17 protein-coding genes are annotated in these 20,396 nt (G+C 58.4%); 13 read left to right on the top strand and 4 right to left on the bottom strand.

From position 1 onward, the window contains the following. Window positions 1-90: 90 nt before the first annotated feature. The gene (gene sgrT / locus CYR52_RS03790) at window positions 91-261 is read left to right on the top strand and encodes a glucose uptake inhibitor SgrT (protein WP_072928798.1); all 171 of its coding nucleotides are present in this window, start codon (window positions 91-93) and stop codon (window positions 259-261) included. A gap of 213 nt (window positions 262-474) precedes the next feature. Continuing rightward, a complete protein-coding gene (locus CYR52_RS03785; RefSeq protein ID WP_072929083.1) occupies window positions 475-1,653 on the top strand; it encodes an MFS transporter in 1,179 nt (392 codons plus the stop codon). 59 nt (window positions 1,654-1,712) lie between these two features. Here the strand turns inward: CYR52_RS03785 and leuD are convergent, their stop codons facing one another. Genes leuD through leuA form a run of 4 tightly spaced genes read right to left on the bottom strand, consistent with a single transcriptional unit; the run spans window position 1,713 to window position 6,397 of the window. Then, window positions 1,713-2,315 carry a 3-isopropylmalate dehydratase small subunit gene (gene leuD, locus CYR52_RS03780; protein ID WP_101827979.1) on the bottom strand — a complete coding sequence of 201 codons (603 nt, stop codon included), beginning with the start codon at window positions 2,313-2,315 and terminating at the stop codon, window positions 1,713-1,715. Between the two features lie 11 nt (window positions 2,316-2,326). Further along, the gene (gene leuC / locus CYR52_RS03775) at window positions 2,327-3,727 is read right to left on the bottom strand and encodes a 3-isopropylmalate dehydratase large subunit (protein ID WP_072928802.1); all 1,401 of its coding nucleotides are present in this window, start codon (window positions 3,725-3,727) and stop codon (window positions 2,327-2,329) included. A gap of 1 nt (window position 3,728) precedes the next feature. Continuing rightward, window positions 3,729-4,820, bottom strand: coding sequence for a 3-isopropylmalate dehydrogenase (gene leuB / locus CYR52_RS03770; RefSeq protein ID WP_101827978.1), 1,092 nt, complete (start codon window positions 4,818-4,820; stop codon window positions 3,729-3,731). 2 nt (window positions 4,821-4,822) lie between these two features. Further along, a complete protein-coding gene (leuA, locus tag CYR52_RS03765; RefSeq protein WP_101827977.1) occupies window positions 4,823-6,397 on the bottom strand; it encodes a 2-isopropylmalate synthase in 1,575 nt (524 codons plus the stop codon). A gap of 838 nt (window positions 6,398-7,235) precedes the next feature. On the opposite strand from leuA, the gene leuO reads away from it, so the two are divergent. From leuO to mraY, 11 genes are all read left to right on the top strand, one after another. Then, window positions 7,236-8,201, top strand: coding sequence for a transcriptional regulator LeuO (gene leuO, locus CYR52_RS03760; protein ID WP_101827976.1), 966 nt, complete (start codon window positions 7,236-7,238; stop codon window positions 8,199-8,201). A gap of 569 nt (window positions 8,202-8,770) precedes the next feature. After that, window positions 8,771-10,489 carry an acetolactate synthase 3 large subunit gene (ilvI, locus tag CYR52_RS03750; RefSeq protein ID WP_072928814.1) on the top strand — a complete coding sequence of 573 codons (1,719 nt, stop codon included), beginning with the start codon at window positions 8,771-8,773 and terminating at the stop codon, window positions 10,487-10,489. Window positions 10,490-10,491: 2 nt separating this feature from the next. Next, on the top strand, window positions 10,492-10,983 hold the full coding sequence (gene ilvN, locus CYR52_RS03745) for an acetolactate synthase small subunit (protein ID WP_165698431.1): 492 nt from the start codon (window positions 10,492-10,494) through the stop codon (window positions 10,981-10,983). A gap of 261 nt (window positions 10,984-11,244) precedes the next feature. After that, on the top strand, window positions 11,245-12,249 hold the full coding sequence (gene cra, locus CYR52_RS03740) for a catabolite repressor/activator (RefSeq protein ID WP_072928816.1): 1,005 nt from the start codon (window positions 11,245-11,247) through the stop codon (window positions 12,247-12,249). A gap of 716 nt (window positions 12,250-12,965) precedes the next feature. Beyond that, on the top strand, window positions 12,966-13,424 hold the full coding sequence (gene mraZ, locus CYR52_RS03735; RefSeq protein WP_072928818.1) for a division/cell wall cluster transcriptional repressor MraZ: 459 nt from the start codon (window positions 12,966-12,968) through the stop codon (window positions 13,422-13,424). A gap of 2 nt (window positions 13,425-13,426) precedes the next feature. Then, window positions 13,427-14,368 carry a 16S rRNA (cytosine(1402)-N(4))-methyltransferase RsmH gene (gene rsmH / locus CYR52_RS03730; RefSeq protein WP_101827975.1) on the top strand — a complete coding sequence of 314 codons (942 nt, stop codon included), beginning with the start codon at window positions 13,427-13,429 and terminating at the stop codon, window positions 14,366-14,368. Beyond that, window positions 14,365-14,685: a cell division protein FtsL gene (ftsL, locus tag CYR52_RS03725; protein WP_072928822.1), complete on the top strand. Its 321-nt coding sequence runs from the start codon at window positions 14,365-14,367 to the stop codon at window positions 14,683-14,685. The genes rsmH and ftsL overlap by 4 nt, the downstream gene beginning before the upstream one ends. A gap of 23 nt (window positions 14,686-14,708) precedes the next feature. Further along, the gene (locus CYR52_RS03720) at window positions 14,709-16,487 is read left to right on the top strand and encodes a peptidoglycan glycosyltransferase FtsI (protein ID WP_072928824.1); all 1,779 of its coding nucleotides are present in this window, start codon (window positions 14,709-14,711) and stop codon (window positions 16,485-16,487) included. Beyond that, window positions 16,474-17,961 (top strand): UDP-N-acetylmuramoyl-L-alanyl-D-glutamate--2,6-diaminopimelate ligase, encoded by a 1,488-nt coding sequence (murE, locus tag CYR52_RS03715; protein ID WP_101827974.1) that lies wholly within the window; start codon window positions 16,474-16,476, stop codon window positions 17,959-17,961. The genes CYR52_RS03720 and murE overlap by 14 nt, the downstream gene beginning before the upstream one ends. After that, window positions 17,958-19,319, top strand: coding sequence for a UDP-N-acetylmuramoyl-tripeptide--D-alanyl-D-alanine ligase (murF, locus tag CYR52_RS03710; protein ID WP_101827973.1), 1,362 nt, complete (start codon window positions 17,958-17,960; stop codon window positions 19,317-19,319). The genes murE and murF overlap by 4 nt, the downstream gene beginning before the upstream one ends. Then, entirely contained in the window at window positions 19,313-20,395 is a 1,083-nt protein-coding gene (mraY, locus tag CYR52_RS03705; protein ID WP_072928831.1) for a phospho-N-acetylmuramoyl-pentapeptide-transferase, read from the top strand. The genes murF and mraY overlap by 7 nt, the downstream gene beginning before the upstream one ends. Window position 20,396 lies beyond the last annotated feature (1 nt).

Below are 20,396 nucleotides of genomic sequence, written 5' to 3'. Positions count from 1 at the left end.
CTCCGCGCGAGAACTTCATCAATTTATCTTTCCCCATATTACGCCGATACTGCTTCTCAGCAACCCACACTGCCGCCCGGAGAAGAGAACATGACACGCCTGCTGACCAGCCGGTTTTACCGGCGCTATTTCAACGCCGTCTCGCCGCAATGGGACTGGCTTGCCTGGATCCCCTGCCAGCACCGCATCACGCTGCTCGAACAGCTGATGCAGTGGCAGACGCCTGCTATGACCGACGAGCAATACCACTCACACACCTGACGCGCCGGTCATCCACTTTTCTGAGTAATGGTGTTTTTCACCAGCCAGCCGGGTTTCCCGCTGGCTTTTTTATTGCCGTTCACTGAACCAAAAAAGCGGGCGGTTGCAGGTTTTTGCTGCTGTATCCGCGGCAAAACCCGTCTACACTCCACGTTTCACCGGGTTAAAAACCGCTTTCACTCGCAGGGATACACAGTTATGTCCAACCGGTTTATGACTCAGCGGCTGACCGCCTTCCGCCGGCTCAATCCTGTTTTTGTCGCTTTCCTCGCCGTGACGTTCCTGAGCGGGATTGCCGGTGCGCTCCAGGCGCCGACGCTCAGTTTGTTTCTGACCACCGAGGTCAAGGCCAGCCCGCTGTGGGTCGGGCTGTTTTACACCATCAACGCCGTGGCCGGGATTGTGGTGAGTTTCCTGCTGGCAAAACGCTCTGACCACAGCGGCAACCGGCGCAGCCTGATCCTGGTCTGCCTGCTGATGGCGGTGGGCAACTGTGTGCTGTTCGCCTTTAACCGCCACTACCTGACGCTGATCACCGCCGGGGTGTTTCTGGCGGCGATTGCCAACGCCGCCATGCCGCAGCTGTTTGCGCTGGCGCGGGAATATGCCGATAACTCGGCGCGCGAAGTGGTGATGTTCAGCTCAATGATGCGGGCGCAGCTCTCGCTGGCCTGGGTGATCGGGCCGCCGCTCTCCTTTACGCTGGCGCTGAACTACGGCTTTACCCTGATGTTCAGCCTGGCCGCGGCATTCTTCCTGGTCAGCGCCTTTATGGTCTGGTGGATGCTGCCGTCGGTGCCGCGTGCCGAACAGCCGGTCGATAAGATGGTGGTGTCCACCAGCGCCTGGAAGGATGTGAATGTGCGCACGCTGTTTTTTGCCTCGCTGCTGATGTGGACCTGCAACACCATGTACATCATCGATATGCCGCTCTACATCAGCCACGACCTCGGGCTGCCTGACCGGCTGGCCGGGCTGCTGATGGGGACGGCGGCAGGGCTTGAGATCCCGGCGATGCTGCTGGCGGGCTATTACGTCAAACGGTTCGGCAAGCGCAAAATGATGATTGGCGCAGTGGTGGCCGGGGTGCTGTTCTATGGCGGGCTGGTGCTGTTCCAGGGCAAAACGGCGCTGCTGCTGTTGCAGCTGTTTAACGCCATTTTTATCGGCATTGTCGCCGGGATCGGGATGCTCTATTTCCAGGATCTGATGCCGGGGCGGCCCGGTTCCGCCACCACCTTATTCACCAACAGCATCTCCACCGGGGTGATCGTTGCCGGGGTATTGCAGGGCGTGGTGGCCGAGCACGTCAACCACTATGCCGTCTACTGTGTGGCGGCGGCGCTGATGGTCGCCGCCCTGCTGCTGACCTGCCGGATACGGGATGTGTAACCGGCCAGGATAAAAAAAGCCCGCCAGACCGGCGGGCTTTTTTGTCGGCGCGGCGCGGGTTAACGCATAAAGGCCGGCTGTTTTGCTTCGTAGTTGCTTATCTCGGCGTCATGTTGCAGCGTCAGGCCGATGCTGTCCAGCCCGTTGATCATGCAGTGGCGGCGGAAGCTGTCGATCTCAAACGGGTAACGCTGGTCGCCTGCGATCACCTGCTGCTGCTCCAGGTCCACGGTGAAGGTGATGCCCTCGTTTTCCGCCACCAGCCGGAACAGCGTCTCCACATCCGTTTCGCTCAGGGTCACCGGCAACAACTGGTTATTGAACGCGTTGCCATAGAAAATATCGGCAAAGCTCGGCGCGATGATCACCTTAAAGCCGTAATCGGTCAGCGCCCACGGGGCGTGCTCACGTGAGGAGCCGCAACCGAAGTTTTCACGTGCCAGCAGAATTGTCGCACCCTGATAGCGCGGGGCGTTCAGGATGAACTCCGGGTTCGGCACCTGACCGGCATCATCCAGAAAACGCCAGTCGTTGAACAGGTGCTGGCCAAAGCCGGTGCGCGTCACTTTTTGCAGGAACTGTTTCGGGATGATGGCATCAGTGTCGACGTTGGCCGCGTCCAGCGGCACAACCAGACCGGTATGCTGGGTAAATTTCGCCATGAAAATGCTCCTTAATTCAGTTCGCGGATGTCAGCAAAGTGGCCGGTGACCGCCGCAGCGGCTGCCATTGCCGGGCTGACCAGGTGGGTGCGGCCGCCACGGCCCTGACGGCCTTCAAAGTTACGGTTGCTGGTGGACGCGCAACGCTCGCCGGGGTTCAGGCGGTCATTGTTCATCGCCAGGCACATCGAGCAGCCCGGCAGACGCCATTCAAACCCGGCTTCCAGGAAGACTTTGTCCAGCCCTTCCTGTTCCGCCTGCGCTTTCACCGGGCCGGAGCCCGGCACCACAATCGCCTGTACCCCGGCGGCCACTTTGCGCCCGCGGGCGATGGCGGCGGCGGCGCGCAGATCCTCAATGCGTGAGTTGGTGCAGGAGCCGATAAAGACTTTATCAATTGCCACATCGGTGAGTTTGATGCCCGGCTTCAGGCCCATGTAAGCCAGCGCTTTCTCGGCGGAGGCACGCTCCACCGGGTCACTGAAGGAGTCCGGGAACGGGATGTCCTGATTCACGGCGATCACCTGGCCGGGGTTGGTGCCCCAGGTCACCTGCGGGGCGATGTCGGCGGCGTCCAGGGTGACGACGCTGTCAAAGTGCGCGCCCTCATCCGATTTCAGCGTTGACCAGTAGGCCACGGCGGCGTCCCAGTCGCTCTCTTTCGGCGCAAACTGGCGGCCTTTCAGGTAGGCGAAAGTGGTGGCGTCCGGCGCGACCAGGCCCGCTTTGGCCCCCATCTCAATTGCCATGTTGCACAAGGTCATACGGCCTTCCATGCTCAGCGCTTCAATCGCCGAACCACAGAATTCCACCACATGGCCGGTGCCGCCGGCGCTGCCGGTTTTGCCGATGACGGCCAGCACGATGTCTTTGGCGGTGATGCCGGAAGCCGCGTCGCCGTTGACTTCAATTTTCATGGTTTTGGCGCGGCCCTGTTTCAGGGTCTGGGTCGCCAGCACGTGCTCCACCTCAGAGGTGCCGATGCCGAACGCCAGCGAGCCGAACGCGCCGTGGGTGGCGGTGTGGGAGTCGCCGCAGACGATGGTCATGCCCGGCAGCGTCATGCCCTGTTCCGGGCCGATAACGTGCACGATGCCCTGGAACGGGTGGTTCAGGTCATACAGTTGTACGCCGAACTCCGCACAGTTCTTGATAAGCTCCTGCATCTGGATGCGGGCCATTTCGCCGGAGGCATTGATGTCTTTGGTCTGGGTCGAGACGTTGTGGTCCATGGTGGCGAAGGTTTTGCCCGGCTGGCGCACCGGGCGGCCCATCGCACGCAGGCCGTCGAACGCCTGCGGAGACGTCACCTCATGCACCAGGTGGCGGTCGATATAGAGCAGCGGCGTCTCGTTGGGCGCTTCGTGGACCACATGGGCATCAAATAATTTCTGGTATAAGGTCTTGGCCATGTTATGCCCCTTCTTTCACAAAGCGGGCGATGATGTCGCCCATGTCACCGGTAGAAATGGCGTTGCCGTTTCCGGCCAGGTCGGCGGTACGGAAACCCTGTTCCAATGCCTGATTGACGGCGCGCTCAATGGCGTCGGCCGCGTCATCCGCACTCAGGCTGTAACGCAGCAACAGCGTCAGGGAGAGGATCTGGGCAATCGGGTTGGCGATGCCTTTGCCGGCGATGTCCGGCGCGGAACCGCCCGCCGGCTCGTACAGCCCAAAGCCCGCTTCATTCAGGCTGGCAGACGGCAGCATCCCCATTGAGCCGGTGATCATCGCGCACTCGTCGGAGAGGATGTCACCAAATAAGTTAGAGCAGAGCAGCACATCAAACTGTGAGGGATCTTTAATCAGCTGCATGGTGGCGTTGTCGATGTACATATGGCTCAGCGCCACATCCGGGTAATCCTTCGCGACCCCGTTAACCACCTCACGCCACAGGATCGAGCTTTGCAGCACGTTGGCTTTGTCGATCGAGGTGACTTTGCTGCGGCGCTTGCGGGCCGATTCAAACGCGATGCGCGCGATGCGTTCAATCTCAAAACGGTGGTAGACCTCGGTATCGAACGCTTTCTCCTGCGGCCCCTGGCCTTCACGCCCTTTCGGCTGGCCGAAGTAAATGCCGCCGGTCAGCTCACGCACACACAGGATGTCAAAGCCACGCGCGGCGATGTCGGCACGCAACGGGCAGAAGGCTTCCAGCCCGGTGTAAAGGCGCGCCGGGCGCAGGTTGCTGAACAGTTTGAAGTGTTTGCGCAGCGGCAACAGCGCGCCGCGTTCCGGTTGCTGGTCCGGCGGCAGGTTTTCCCATTTCGGGCCGCCCACTGAGCCGAACAGAATCGCGTCTGCCTGCTCACACCCGGCCACGGTGTCGGCCGGCAGCGGGCTGCCGTGTTTGTCGATGGCCGCGCCGCCGACATCATATTCGCGGGTGGTGATCGCGAGATTAAAACGCTGACGCACTGCGTCGATCACTTTGTACGCCTGGGCCATCACTTCCGGGCCGATGCCGTCACCGGGTAAGACGGCAATGTGGTGGGTTTTGCTCATGTTCACACCGTTTCCTGATTATTTTGTTGTGAAGTGGTTTGCAGGCGCTGTTTCTCTTTTTCTACCTGCTTGCTGCGCCAGATGCAGTTCAGCACGTGCACCATCGCTTTGGCGGAGGACTCGACGATGTCGGTGGCCAGGCCCACGCCGTGGAAGCGGCGGCCCTCGAAGGAAACCACGATATCGACCTGGCCCAGCGCGTCGCGGCCGTGGCCTTTGGCGGTCAGCTGGTATTTCACCAGTTCAATCTGGTAGCCGGTGATGCGGTTGATCGCCTGGTAGACGGCGTCCACCGGGCCGTTGCCGGTCGCCGCTTCGGTCTGCACGTCGTCGCCGCAGCCCAGGTTGACGGTGGCGGTGGCGGTGATGCTGGAACCGGACTGCACGTTGAAGTTGTCCAGACGGTAGAACTCCGGCTCCTCCTGCTGTTTGTTGATAAACACCAGCGCTTCCAGGTCGTAATCAAACACCTGGCCTTTTTTGTCAGCCAGTTTCAGGAAGGCGCTGTAGAGGGCGTCCAGGTTAAAGTCGCTCTCCTTATAGCCCATCTCTTCCATACGGTGTTTTACCGCGGCGCGGCCGGAGCGGGAGGTCAGGTTCAGCTGCACCTGGTTCAGGCCGATGGATTCCGGCGTCATGATTTCGTAGTTCTGGCGGTTTTTCAGCACGCCGTCCTGGTGGATGCCGGAGGAGTGGGCGAAGGCGTTGGAACCGACAATCGCTTTGTTGCCCGGAATCGGCATGTTGGTGATCTGGCTGACGATCTGGCTGGTGCGGTAGATCTCTTTATGGTTGATGTTGGTGTGCACGTTCAGGATGTCTTCACGGGTTTTGATCGCCATGATGACTTCTTCCAGCGCGGTGTTACCGGCGCGCTCGCCGATACCGTTCAGCGTGCCCTCAACCTGGCGCGCCCCCGCCTGCACGGCGGCGATGGAGTTGCCGACCGCCATGCCCAGGTCGTCATGGCAGTGTACGGAGATGATCGCTTTATCAATGTTCGGCACGCGGTTGTACAGGGTGGAGATAATACCGCTGAACTGGTGCGGCGTGGTGTAGCCTACGGTGTCCGGGATGTTGATGGTGGTGGCCCCGGCGGTGATGGCGGCTTCCACAATCCGGCACAGGTTATCAATCGGCGTGCGGCCGGCATCTTCACAGGAGAATTCGACGTCGCTGGTATAATTGCGGGCGCGCTTCACCGAGCGGACAGCCATCTCCATCACATCGTCAAAAGTACGTTTCAGCTTGGATTCAATGTGCAGCGTGGAGGTGGCCAGGAACACGTGGATGCGGAAGGCTTCCGCCACCCGCAGCGCTTCGGCGGCGACATCGATGTCATGGTCTACACAGCGCGCCAGCCCGCAGACGCGGCTGTTTTTGATCTGGCGGGCGATGGTCTGCACGGATTCAAAATCGCCGGGGGAGGAGACAGGAAAGCCGACTTCCATGACATCAACACCCATTCTTTCCAGTGCCAGCGCAACCTGCAGTTTTTCGTTCACGCTCAGGCTGGCTTGCAAGGCTTGTTCACCGTCGCGCAGGGTGGTATCGAAAATAATCACTTGTTGGCTCATGGGGTTAATCCTTTTAGTTGTCTCGTTTCGCGCCCAGCGAGTAAAAAAAAACCCGCGCAATGGCGCGGGTTTTCATCTGGGAGAGGGCTGAATCAGTTTGGGATCCCGGCCACCGCCATACCGCGCAAATAAGATGCGTGAAGTAGTAGGCTGGTTAGGCGGGTGATAATAAACATGATGTGTCAGCGTCCCGTTATCTTGTAAAAAAGTCGTTGCCTAATTTGATACGTTATCAGGATGGCCTTGTCAACCCTGCCTCCTGAAATAGCATTCCGGCGCCCGGCGCACCGCCACAGGATAAAACACTGCCCTTGAAACCGTTACTGACGGAATATGTTGCCGGTCAGAGATCCCGCAAATGATTTGCCGAAAGCGGGCAAACCAGGTTTATTTGATTTTTATCATGGCGTGGGTTTTGGTTTCTGGTTTTAACACAGATTTATCGTTCCCTGTTATCTATTGTTATTTGTGATGAGAGGGTTGAGGAGGGTTTAAAGAAATAATTGATATATCATGATGTTAGTAAACAGTTTATTGATAATGAATTTATTATTCTATTTTGCTCATGTTGTCTGTCATAAGAGCATGTGTTCATATTAGCCCAACAAATAAACAGGCATGATAGTTGATGGCCACTGTTAACTGACAGTTAATTATAAATACTGCGCAGTGACGGGAGCCACGGGTTATTCCTCAGACGCGCGCCTGTTTTTCGTGATGACTTCTCCCCCGTGGTATTGATAACAGCCGGCGGCGTGGAGGCTACTAAATAAGATCCTGCCCTGGACGGAAATCCCTTTGGGTTATTTTTCTGTCTGCCGGCCTAATGGAGTCAACCATGTCTGATACTGTTTTAACGTTGGAACAAGACATTGAACATGAAATTGAAAAAGAAGTTGAAGAAGTTCAGTTGCGTGATTTTGATTTAAATTTACTGACGGTATTTGACGCCGTGATGCAGGCGCAGAATATTACCCGTGCGGCAGAGAGCCTGGGGATGTCTCAGCCGGCGGTCAGTAATGCCGTGGCGCGGCTGAAAATGATGTTTAATGATGAGTTGTTTGTGCGTTATGGCCGCGGCATTCAGCCCACGGTGCGCGCCCGCCAGCTGTTCGGCCCGGTACGCCAGGCGCTGCAACTGGTGCTCAATGAGCTGCCGGGGGCCGGCTTTGAACCGGCCACCAGCGATCGCCTTATTTCGCTCTCGATCAGCAGCCCGCTGGATATCCGCCTGGCACCTAAAATTTATAATGTGGTGGCTGAACATGCGCCCAATGTGCAATTACGGCTGACCTCCTGCTTTGATGAGAATATTGAGCATCAGCTGCGTTATCAGGACGTGGAATTTTTTATCAGTTATAAAACGTTTGAAAGCGAGATGTTTTGCAGTGATGTGCTGTTCAAGGATGAAGTGGTGCTGGTCTGTTCTTCTGCCCATCCGAATATTAAGACACTGAGCAACCGTGAAAATTATTTAAAAGAGCACCATGCGGTGGTGGATTTCTCCCGGCCCGGTTCTTTCAGCTCAGAATTTTATTCGACCGCCGAAGCGCGCCGGGCGATTGTTTATCAGGCCAATGATTTAAGCAGCGCCATGAATATTGTCTCACAAACGGAGATGATTACGCTCGCGCCGCGCTGGCTGGCCTCTGAATATATGCAGATGCTGAACATTACCTTGCTGCCGATTACCTGGATGGAAAACACCATGAAATGTTATCTGAGCTGGCATAAGGCCGCAGATAAAGATCGTGCCCACCAATGGTTGCGCAACCTGTTGAACCAGTCTAAATCCTCGTTATAACGCCTTTTATGGCGGGCCGGTCAGGGAAATACCCGCCGGCCCGCTGCATTGGCGGTCCCCCTCGGCCGCGCACCATTGATGCTGGGCGTGCCGCACTGAGCAAACGATTATCCTGTGACGCAGTCCGCAAAAAATCCCCTTTCTGCCGGGTGCCTTTCCCCGGTTTCACCAAAATAACGCAGCCAGAAAATGACGGCAGCCCCGGCTGTGCGGCCGCTGCGCATTTCCCGGTGCAGGTTGCCCTTTTTCAGGGCCGCATCACTGCGCACCGGCCGGGCGTTATTTTGCTGCATCATTTACTTCTGTGTTTATTCCCCGCTGCACTATATTTTCTGAGCGTAATGCCGGTTCTCCAGTGAATAATCTCTTTTCCGCACACATTGGCAGGGCGGGATTAATTCAGCGGCCTTCGCCGGGCTTTTTTGCTGTTTGCCTGGCCCAAATTCTGACGTTAAGGTAATCCGTTATATCCGAACAATAATAATAACTGGGCCACGCCCGATACCCACAGAATGGCGGGGAAGGAGTCTCCCCATTCAGTAATGAAAACAGAAGCCTGGAGGCGAGTCATGGAGATGTTGTCAGGAGCCGAGATGGTTGTCCGGTCGTTAATCGATCAGGGCGTCAAGCATGTGTTTGGTTACCCCGGCGGGGCGGTGCTTGATATCTACGATGCGTTGCATACCGTAGGCGGGATTGATCACATTCTGGTGCGCCACGAACAGGGCGCAGTGCATATGGCGGACGGGTACGCCCGCGCGACCGGCGAAGTCGGCGTGGTGCTGGTCACCTCCGGCCCCGGCGCGACCAATGCCATTACCGGCATCGCCACCGCCTACATGGATTCCATCCCGATGGTGGTGCTCTCCGGGCAGGTTCCCAGCTCCCTCATCGGCTATGACGCCTTCCAGGAATGCGACATGGTGGGGATCTCCCGCCCGGTGGTCAAACACAGCTTCCTGGTGAAGCGCGCCGAAGATATTCCCACCATCCTGAAAAAAGCGTTTTATCTGGCATCCACCGGCCGCCCCGGCCCGGTGGTGATCGACCTGCCGAAAGATGTGGTGAGCCCGGCGGTAAAACTGCCGTACACCTACCCGGAGCAGATCGCCATGCGCTCCTACAACCCGACGGTGCAGGGGCACCGCGGGCAGATCAAACGTGGGTTGCAAACGCTGCTGGCGGCGAAAAAACCGGTGCTGTATGTGGGCGGCGGGGCGATCACCGCGGCCTGTGAGGCGGAACTGCTGCAACTGGCGGAAAGCCTGAACCTGCCGGTGACCAGCTCGCTGATGGGGCTGGGCGCGTTCCCCGGCTCGCACCGCCAGAGCCTGGGGATGCTCGGGATGCACGGCACCTTTGAGGCCAATATGGTGATGCACCACACTGACCTGATTTTTGCTGTCGGCGCACGCTTTGATGACCGCACCACCAACAATCTGATGAAGTACTGCCCAAATGCCACCGTGCTGCACATCGACATCGACCCGACGTCGATTTCCAAGACCGTTAACGCCGATATCCCGATTGTCGGCGATGCGCGCCAGGTGCTGACCCAGATGCTGGAACTGCTGGCGCAGGGGAGTGGGGAGCAGGACGGCGCCGCGCTGCAAAGCTGGTGGCAGGAGATTGAACAGTGGCGCGCCCGGCAGTGCCTGGCCTATGAGAAAGGCGGCAAGACCATCAAGCCGCAGGCGGTGATCGAAACGCTCTACCGCCTGACCAACGGTGACGCCTATGTCACCTCCGATGTCGGCCAGCACCAGATGTTCGCTGCGCTTTACTATAAATATGACAAACCGCGCCGCTGGATTAACTCCGGTGGCCTCGGCACCATGGGCTTTGGCCTGCCGGCGGCCCTCGGGGTGAAACTGGCGCTGCCGGAAGAGACCGTGGTCTGCGTGACCGGTGACGGCAGCATCCAGATGAACATCCAGGAGCTGTCGACCGCGCTGCAATATGGCCTGCCGGTGGTGGTGGTCAACCTGAACAACCGCTATCTGGGCATGGTGAAGCAGTGGCAGGATATGATCTACTCCGGCCGCCACTCCCAGTCCTATATGGAGTCGCTGCCGGACTTCGTGAAACTGGCGGAAGCCTACGGCCACGTCGGGATCGCCATCCGCACGCCGGAAGAACTGGAGAGCAAGCTGGCGGAAGCGCTGGCCCTGAAGACCCGCCTGGTGTTTGTGGACATCACCACGGATGAGACGGAGCACGTCTACCCGATGCAGATTCGCGGTGGCGGGATGGATGAAATGTGGTTAAGCAAAACGGAGAGGACCTGATCATGCGCCGGATTTTATCGGTATTACTGGAAAACGAATCGGGCGCACTGTCCCGCGTGGTCGGCCTGTTCTCCCAGCGTGGCTACAATATCGAAAGCCTGACGGTCGCCCCGACCGATGACCCGACGCTCTCCCGCATGACCATCCAGACGGTGGGGGACGAGAAAGTGATTGAGCAGATCGAAAAGCAGCTGCATAAGCTGGTGGACGTGCTGCGCGTCACCGAACTGGCGCAGGGCGCGCACGTCGAGCGCGAGATCATGTTGGTGAAAGTGCAGGCCAGCGGCTACGGGCGTGAAGAGGTGAAGCGCTGTGCGGATATTTTCCGCGGCCAGATCGTGGATGTGACGGCCACGCTTTACACCGTTCAGCTGGCCGGAACCAGCGATAAGCTTGATGCATTTTTGAGCGCAGTGCGCGATGTGGCTGAGATCATGGAAGTGGCCCGCTCCGGCGTGGTCGGGGTGTCGCGCGGCGATAAAATCATGCGCTAACCACGTAAAACAACAGGCTTAATTAGCCGGAAGGGCCGGGCAGAATATGTCCGGCCCTTTTTTTTGCGGGCCCGCTGATACCTTTCGGCAAAACACCTTGCTCCACTCAGGCGATTGGGGTTAGATAAATACAGGTTATTTATCCCGGCTGCCTGATTCACCTGCTTATAACGATAATCAGCCGGGAAATATTGGCTGTGCGCCGTTCCTGTACCCTGCATGGAACCGGCGGAATATCACTTTAAGCAATGAGAGGACGTCGTGAAACTGGATGAAATCGCGCGGTTAGCCGGTGTTTCGCGTACTACGGCCAGTTACGTCATTAATGGCAAAGCGAAGCAGTACCGTGTCAGCGATAAAACCGTTGAGAAAGTCATGACGGTCGTCAGACAGCATAACTACCACCCTAATGCCGTGGCGGCCGGGTTGCGTGCCGGCCGGACGCGCTCCATCGGGCTGGTTATCCCCGATCTGGAAAATACCAGCTATACCCGTATCGCCAACTACCTGGAACGCCAGGCCCGCCAGCGCGGCTACCAGCTGCTGATCGCCTGTTCGGAAGACCAGCCGGATAACGAAATGCGCTGTGTGGAGCATCTGTTGCAGCGCCAGGTCGATGCGATTATCGTCTCGACGTCGCTGCCGCCTGAGCACCCGTTCTACCAACGCTGGGCAAATGATCCCTTCCCGATTATTGCCCTGGACCGGGCGCTGGACCGTGAAAACTTCGTCAGTGTGGTCGGGGCCGATCAGGAGGATGCGCGGATGCTGGCCAACGAGCTGCGCAGCTTCCCGGCGGAATCCATCCTTTACCTGGGCGCGCTGCCGGAGCTGTCAGTGAGTTTCCTGCGGGAGCAGGGGTTCCGTGAGGCGTGGGAAGGGGATACGCGGCCTATCAGCTATCTCTATGCCAACAGTTTTGAGCGCGCTGCCGCCGGTGAGCTGTTCCGTAACTGGTTGAAAAGCAACCCGATGCCGCAGGCGTTGTTTACCACCTCTTTTCCGCTGTTGCAGGGGGTGATGGATGTGGCACTGGCGCAACAGGGCCATTTGCCGACCGATCTGATTATCGCGACCTTCGGCGACAATGAGTTACTCGACTTCCTGCAATGCCCGGTGCTGGCCGTGGCTCAACGCCACCGGGACGTGGCCGAACGGGTACTGGAGCTGGTGCTGGCCAGCCTGGATGAGCCGCTGAAACCTAAACCGGGGCTGACCCGCATCCGCCGCAATCTTTATCGCCGCGGCGCGTTAAACCGTAAATAAAATGCCGGTGCAACAAGGTTGCACCGCAATTATTCCGACCTTTATCGGCCGCGCATTTGCATTCTTTACACATTTTTACGTGCAATAAAGGGCGGCAGGGAAAAAGCGAAAGGAATCGAAATAATTTATGTAAGAATTTAATTCAATGTTGTCGGCGGCCAATTAAGATGAATCTTAATAATAACGGCTGTTATATAACATGCTGTCATCTAATAACAGGCTTCGCTTATTTGCTGCGCCCGGCAGCAGTTTAATAAAAGAAAAGAGAAATAAATGGCGAAAATTACCTGGCCTTTAATCAATCTCCTTTATGTTCAGCAGGTTAATCATTATGTAAACACCGCGCTGGTGCAGCCTGCGGCTTTCAACCCCGGCCCCTGCGCGGCGTTGCCCGGCAGTGAGGCGCCGTCAAAAGCCTGTTAAAAATGGGATATTGATAACAGAAGAATATAAGAAGCTATTTATTGTTCAATTTGCTTTTTTTTTAATCTATCCGGTAGTGATTAGAAAATTTTCCTCAGCTAATCATAACGTTATTATTTATAACGCGACGAAAGTTTAGCAGGGCAGTGAATTCCGCTCTGCTAACCCCTCAGAAATATTGCGAAACCGCCTCCGCGCTGGCTTGACAAGGTTTTCATACCCTCCGTAAACTCTTTTGGGTGGGAATTTGTGGGGGAAAGTGGTGAAAATGGTTATCAAGGGGTAATTCAGCCATGTTCCGAGGGGCGACGCTCGTTAACCTCGACAGTAAAGGGCGGCTCGCCGTACCAACCCGATACCGGGAAATGCTGACCGAGGGTTCCCAAGGCCAACTGGTTTGTACCATTGACCTTCACCAGCCCTGCTTACTGCTTTATCCCCTCCCGGAATGGGAAGTCATAGAACGAAAATTGTCCCGTCTGTCGAGCATGAACCCCGCCGAGCGCCGCGTACAGCGCCTGCTTCTGGGCCATGCCAGTGAGTGTCAGATGGATAACGCCGGGCGGTTGCTGATTGCCGGTACGCTGCGCCAGCACGCCGGGCTCACCAAAGAAGTGATGCTGGTCGGGCAGCTCAACAAGTTTGAGCTGTGGGATGAACAGACCTGGTATCAACAAGTTAAGGAAGATATTGACGCTGAGCAATCGAGTCAGGAGCCCTTGTCTGACCGGTTACAGGATTTGTCATTATAAGCATGTTGGAAAATTATAAGCATAAGACCGTGTTGCTTGATGAGGCCGTTAACGGCCTGAACATCCGCGGCGACGGCATTTACATCGACGGTACTTTTGGTCGCGGCGGCCACTCTCGCCTGATTCTGTCCCAGCTCGGGCCGGACGGGCAACTGCTGGCGATTGACCGTGACCCTCAGGCCATCCAGGCTGCCCAGTCTATCACCGATCCCCGGTTCACTATCGTACACGGCCCGTTTTCCGAGTTGTCGCACTATGTGCGCGAACGCGGCCTGGAAGGGAAGATCGACGGTATTTTGCTCGACCTTGGCGTCTCTTCCCCTCAACTGGACGACCCGGAGCGCGGTTTCTCCTTTATGCGTGATGGCCCGCTGGACATGCGCATGGACCCGTCCCGTGGCCTGTCGGCTGCTGAATGGTTGCAGAAAGCCGACGCTGAGGACATCGCCTGGGTGCTCAAAACCTTTGGCGAGGAGCGTTTTGCCAAACGTATTGCCCGTGCCATTGTGGAGCGTAACCGTGAACTTCCGATGACACGTACCAAAGAGCTGGCTGAGCTGATTGCCGCCGCCACGCCCATCCGTGACAAACACAAGCACCCGGCGACCCGCAGCTTCCAGGCTATCCGCATCTATATCAACAGCGAGCTGGAAGAGATTGAGCGTGCGCTCGACGGCGCGCTGGAGGTGCTGGCCCCCGGCGGCCGCCTTTCCGTCATCAGCTTCCACTCCCTGGAGGATCGCATCGTGAAGCGCTTTATGCGCCAGCACAGCCGTGGCCCGCAAGTGCCGGCCGGGCTGCCGATGACCGAACAGCAGTTAAGTGAGCTGGGCGGCCGGTCGCTGAAAGTGGTCGGCAAAATGATGCCGTCAGAACCGGAAGTGGCCGAGAACCCGCGCGCACGCAGTTCCGTGCTGCGCTTTGCTGAGAGGACCGGCGCGTGATCGGCACTGAGCGGCATGGCCTGGTCGGCGTTATCGGCGGTGATCTGCTGCGCCACGGCAAAATCCCGGTGATCTTACTGATCGCCGTGCTGGTCTCCGCCATTCTGGTGGTGACCACCGCTCACCGTACCCGCCTGTTAACAGCAGAACGTGAACAACTGGTCCTGGAACGGGACGCGCTGGATATCGAATGGCGCAACCTGATTCTGGAAGAGAATGCCCTGGGCGATCACAGCCGGGTTGAGCAGATCGCCACGCAGAAGCTGCAGATGCAGCATGTCGATCCTGCACAGGAAAATATCGTGGTTAAACAATAATTACCGGAGCCGATAAGTCGCGCATGAAAGCCAAAGCCACACGTGGAGTGAAGTTAAAACGCCAGGAAGATCAAGCCAGCTTTGTCAGCTGGCGTTTTGCGTTGCTGTGTGGCTGCATTTTGCTGGCGCTGGTAGGGCTGATGTTGCGGGTGGCGTATCTGCAGGTGATTAACCCTGACCGGCTGGTGAGGGAAGGGGATATGCGTTCGCTGCGGGTGCAGCAAATCCCGACCTCACGCGGCATGATCAGTGACCGGGCCGGGCGGCCGCTGGCGGTGAGTGTGCCGGTCAACGCCATCTGGGCCGATCCGAAAGAGCTGAACGAGCATGGCGGCATTACGCTGGATACCCGCTGGAAAGCGCTCTCCGATGCGCTCTCCATCCCGCTCGACCAGCTCTCCGCGCGCATCAACGCCAACCCGAAAGGGCGCTTTGTTTACCTGGCACGCCAGGTAAACCCGGCTATCGGCGAGTACATCCATAAACTGAAATTGCCGGGGATTTTCCTGCGTCAGGAGTCACGCCGCTACTATCCGGCCGGCCAGGTGACGGCGCATGTAATCGGCGTGACCAACATTGACGGCAAAGGCATTGAGGGCGTGGAAAGCAGCTTCAACCGCTGGCTGACCGGCCAGCCGGGCGAACGTACGGTGCGTAAAGACCGCTACGGCCGGGTGATTGAAGACATCTCCTCCGTAGACAGCCAGGCGGCACATAACCTGGCGCTCAGCATTGATGAGCGGTTACAGGCGCTGGTCTACCGTGAGCTGAACAACGCCGTGGCGTTCAACAAAGCGGAGTCAGGCACCGCGGTACTGGTGGATGTGAACACCGGCGAAGTGCTGGCGATGGCCAACAGCCCGTCCTATAACCCGAACAATTTGAGTGGCACCCCGCAGGAAGCGATGCGTAACCGCGCCATCACGGACATCTTTGAGCCGGGTTCCACCGTCAAACCGATGGTGGTGATGACGGCGCTGCAACATGGCGTGGTGCGTGAAAACACCGTGCTCAATACGTTGCCCTACCGGGTAAATGGCCACGAGATCAAAGACGTGGCGCGCTATAACGAGCTGACCCTGACCGGGGTTCTGCAAAAATCGAGTAACGTCGGTGTGTCAAAGCTGGCGTTAGCGATGCCCTCCTCGGCGCTGGTAGAAACTTACTCGCGCTTCGGGTTGGGAAAAGCGACCAATTTGGGGTTGGTCGGAGAGAGCAGTGGCTTATATCCCCATAAACAACGGTGGTCTGACATAGAGAGGGCCACCTTCTCATTCGGCTACGGGCTGATGGTAACTCCGTTACAGTTAGCACGTGTTTACGCCACCATCGGCAGCCTGGGCATTTACCGCCCGCTGTCGATCACCAAGGTTGACCCGCCGGTCTCCGGGGAGCGCGTCTTCCCGGAACAACTGGTGCGCACGGTTGTGCACATGATGGAAAGCGTCGCCCTGCCGGGCGGCGGCGGCACCAAAGCCGCCATCAAGGGTTACCGCATCGCCATCAAGACCGGTACGGCGAAGAAAGTCGGCCCGGACGGCAGGTACGTGAATAAATATATCGCCTATACCGCCGGTGTTGCTCCGGCCAGTAACCCGCGCTTTGCGCTGGTGGTGGTCATTAATGATCCACAAGCCGGTAAATACTACGGCGGTGCGGTCTCGGCACCGGTATTCGGTGCCATCATGGGCGGCGTGCTGCGCACCATGAATGTGGAGCCGGATGCGTTGACGACCCCGCCAACCGGCGAGAAAAATGATTTGGTAAATAACAAAAATGAGGGTTCAGGTGGCCGATCGTAATTTGCGCGACTTACTCGCTCCTTGGGTGTCCGATGCCCCTGAGTGCGCGCTGCGGGAAATGACACTGGACAGCCGCGTGGCGGCTGCCGGGGATCTGTTTGTGGCGATTAAAGGCCATCAGGCAGATGGGCGCCGCTATATCCCGCAAGCCATTGCCCAGGGTGTGGCTGCCGTCGTGGCCGATGCAGACAGCCCGGCTGAGCACGGCACGCTGACCATCCTGCATGGCGTACCGGTTATCGCTATCCACGGCCTGCACCAGCAGCTTTCCGCGCTGGCAGGCCGCTTCTATCAGCAACCGGGCGAAAAACTGCGCCTGGTTGGCGTTACCGGCACCAACGGGAAAACCACCACCAGCCAGTTGCTGGCGCAGTGGAGCCAGGCGCTGGGCGATACCAGCGCGGTCATGGGCACCATCGGTAACGGCCTGCTGGGCCAGGTGGTTCCGGCAGAAAATACCACCGGCTCCGCCGTGGATGTGCAGCAGGCGCTGCACCAACTGACGGAAAAAGGAGCGACCTTCGCCGCGATGGAAGTCTCCTCGCACGGTCTGGTGCAGCACCGGGTTGCGGCGTTGCCGTTTGCCGCCGCGCTGTTTACCAACCTGAGCCGCGATCACCTGGATTACCACGGTGATATGGCCGCCTATGAGGCGGCGAAATGGCTGCTGTTCTCCACCCATCAGGTGGGGCAAAAAATTATCAATGCTGACGATGAGGTCGGCCTGCGCTGGCTGCAACAACTGCCGGATGCGGTAGCGGTCTCTGTCGACGGCAAGGTGCCGGCAGGGTGGGGCGGTCATTCGCTCACCGCCCATGCCGTGCAGTACCACGATAACGGCGTCCGGGTGGAGTTCAGCTCCAGCTGGGGCAATGGCGTACTGGAGGCGCGGCTGATCGGCGCGTTCAACGTCAGCAACTTACTGATGGCGCTGGCGACCTTGCTGGCACTGGGTTACCCGCTGGCGGCCCTGCTGGACGCTGCACCGCAGCTTCAGCCGGTCAGTGGCCGGATGGAAGTCTTCAGCGCACCGGGCAAACCCACTGTCGTGGTGGATTATGCCCACACACCGGACGCCCTGGAAAAAGCCCTGGCGGCGGCGCGCCTGCACTGCACCGGCAAACTCTGGTGCGTGTTTGGCTGCGGCGGCGATCGCGACAAAGGCAAACGTCCGCTGATGGGCGGCATTGCCGAACAGTATGCCGATCGCGTCGTGGTAACGGACGACAACCCGCGCAGTGAAGAACCTCAGGCGATTGTCGCAGACATCCTGCGCGGCATGCTGGACGCCGGGCGGGCGCAGGCCATTCATGGCCGTGCTGAGGCAGTGACCAACACGATTATGCAGGCGAAACCAGACGATCTGGTGCTGATTGCCGGTAAAGGGCATGAGGATTACCAACTGGTGGGCAACCGCCGCCTTGACTATTCCGACCGTCTGACGGTCGCGCGGCTGCTGGGGGTGATGGCATGATCGCAGTCTCCCTGCACACCCTGGCAGAGGTGCTGGACGCCGAGCTGATTGGCGAGGATGTCCTGATTGACGCCGTGGCCACCGATACGCGTAAGCTGAGCGCCGGCAGCCTGTTTGTGGCGCTGAAAGGCGAAAATTTTGACGCCCATACGTTTGCTGACAATGCCGTGGCTGCCGGTGCGGCCGCGCTGCTGGTCAGCCGCCGGGTAGACGCCGATGTGCCGCAACTCTGCGTGGCGGATACCCGCATTGCGCTCGGCCAGTTAGGGGCCTGGGTTCGCCGGCAGGTGCCGGCGCGCGTGGTGGCGCTGACCGGTTCCTCCGGGAAAACCTCTGTGAAAGAGATGACTGCCACCATTCTGCGTGAATGCGGCAATGTGCTGTTTACCCAGGGTAATTTTAACAATGACATCGGCGTGCCGCTGACGCTGTTACGCCTTGAGCCGCAGCATGATTTTGCCGTGGTGGAGATGGGCGCAAACCATATCGGTGAAATTGCCTACACCACCGCGCTGGTGCAGCCGGAAACCGCGCTGGTGAATAACCTCGCTGCCGCGCACCTGGAGGGCTTCGGCTCATTAGCGGGCGTGGCGCAGGCCAAAGGTGAAATTTTTGACGGGCTGCCGCCCCAGGGCGTGGCGATCCTGAATGCCGACAGCCATGACTGGCCGCACTGGCAGGCGAAGCTGGCCGGCAAAACGGTCTGGCGTTTTGCGCCGCAGGCTGCGGCAGGCGTGGACTTTTTCGCCAGTGACATCGTGATAGACCAGCAGGGCACGGCGTTTACCCTGCATTCGCCGTTTGGTGAAGTAAGTGTTCGCTTACCTCTGCCGGGGCGTCACAACGTGGCGAATGCGCTGGCGGCCACCGCGATGGCGATGTCCGTCGGTGCCTCATTAGAGGCCGTGCGCCGCGGGCTGTCACAGCTTCAGGCGGTACCGGGGCGTTTGTTCCCGATTACGCTGGGGCAGGGCAGGTTGCTGCTCGATGACAGCTACAACGCCAACGTTGGCTCGATGACGGCCGCAGCGCAGGTGCTGGCAGAAATGCCGGGCTACCGCGTGATGGTCGTGGGCGATATGGCGGAACTCGGCGCAGAGAGCGAGGCGTGCCACCGTCAGGTGGGCGAGGCCGCGAAAGCCGCCGGGATTGATAAAGTATTGAGCGTTGGGCGCGAGAGCCGGCTGGTGAGTGAGGCCAGCGGCTGTGGCGAACATCTTCAGGATAAGACAGCAGTGGCAGCCCGGTTAACGAGCTTACTGTCTGAACATGCGGTAATTACCGTTTTGGTTAAAGGTTCACGTAGTGCCGCAATGGAGCAGGTAGTACGCGCGTTACAGGAGAATGCAACATGTTAGTTTGGCTGGCCGAGCATCTGGTCAAGTATTATTCCGGCTTCAACGTCTTTTCTTACCTGACGTTCCGCGCCATTGTCAGCCTGCTTACTGCGCTGTTTATCTCTCTGTGGATGGGCCCGCGCCTGATCGCCTATCTGCAAAAGCTGCAGATTGGCCAGGTCGTGCGTAATGACGGCCCGGAGTCGCATTTCAGCAAACGCGGCACCCCGACAATGGGCGGGATTATGATCCTCACCTCTATCACCATTTCGGTGCTGATGTGGGCCTATCCTTCTAACCCCTATGTCTGGTGCGTGCTGTTTGTGCTGGTGGGTTACGGCATTGTGGGCTTTGTGGATGACTACCGCAAAGTGGTGCGCAAAAACACCAAAGGGCTGATTGCCCGCTGGAAATATTTCTGGCAGTCGGTGATTGCGCTGGTGGTGGCGTTTGCGCTGTATGCCATCGGCAAAGATACCCCGGCGACGCAGCTGGTGGTGCCGTTCTTTAAAGACATCATGCCGCAGCTGGGCCTGCTTTATATTCTGCTGTCGTACTTTGTGATTGTCGGCACCAGCAATGCCGTCAACCTGACCGATGGCCTTGACGGCCTCGCGATTATGCCGACTGTGTTTGTCGCGGCCGGGCTGGCGCTGGTCTCCTGGGCGACCGGGAACATGAATTTTGCCGGTTACCTGCATATTCCTTATCTGCGCCATGCCGGTGAACTGGTGATTGTCTGTACGGCGATTGTCGGCGCGGGGCTGGGTTTCCTGTGGTTTAACACCTACCCGGCGCAGGTCTTTATGGGTGACGTCGGCTCACTGGCGCTGGGCGGCGCGCTCGGCACCATCGCCGTGCTGCTGCGTCAGGAGTTCCTGCTGGTGATTATGGGTGGGGTATTCGTGGTGGAAACCCTGTCCGTTATCCTGCAGGTCGGTTCCTTCAAGCTGCGCGGCCAGCGCATCTTCCGGATGGCGCCGATTCACCACCACTATGAATTGAAAGGCTGGCCGGAACCGCGCGTGATTGTGCGCTTCTGGATTATTTCGCTGATGCTGGTGCTGATTGGCCTGGCGACGCTGAAGGTGCGGTAAT

Source organism: Chimaeribacter arupi (genome assembly GCF_002858805.1).
Lineage (GTDB): Bacteria > Pseudomonadota > Gammaproteobacteria > Enterobacterales > Enterobacteriaceae > Chimaeribacter > Chimaeribacter arupi.
Note: the sequence above shows the minus strand (reverse complement) of the source record. Positions and strands in the feature narration are given on the sequence as shown.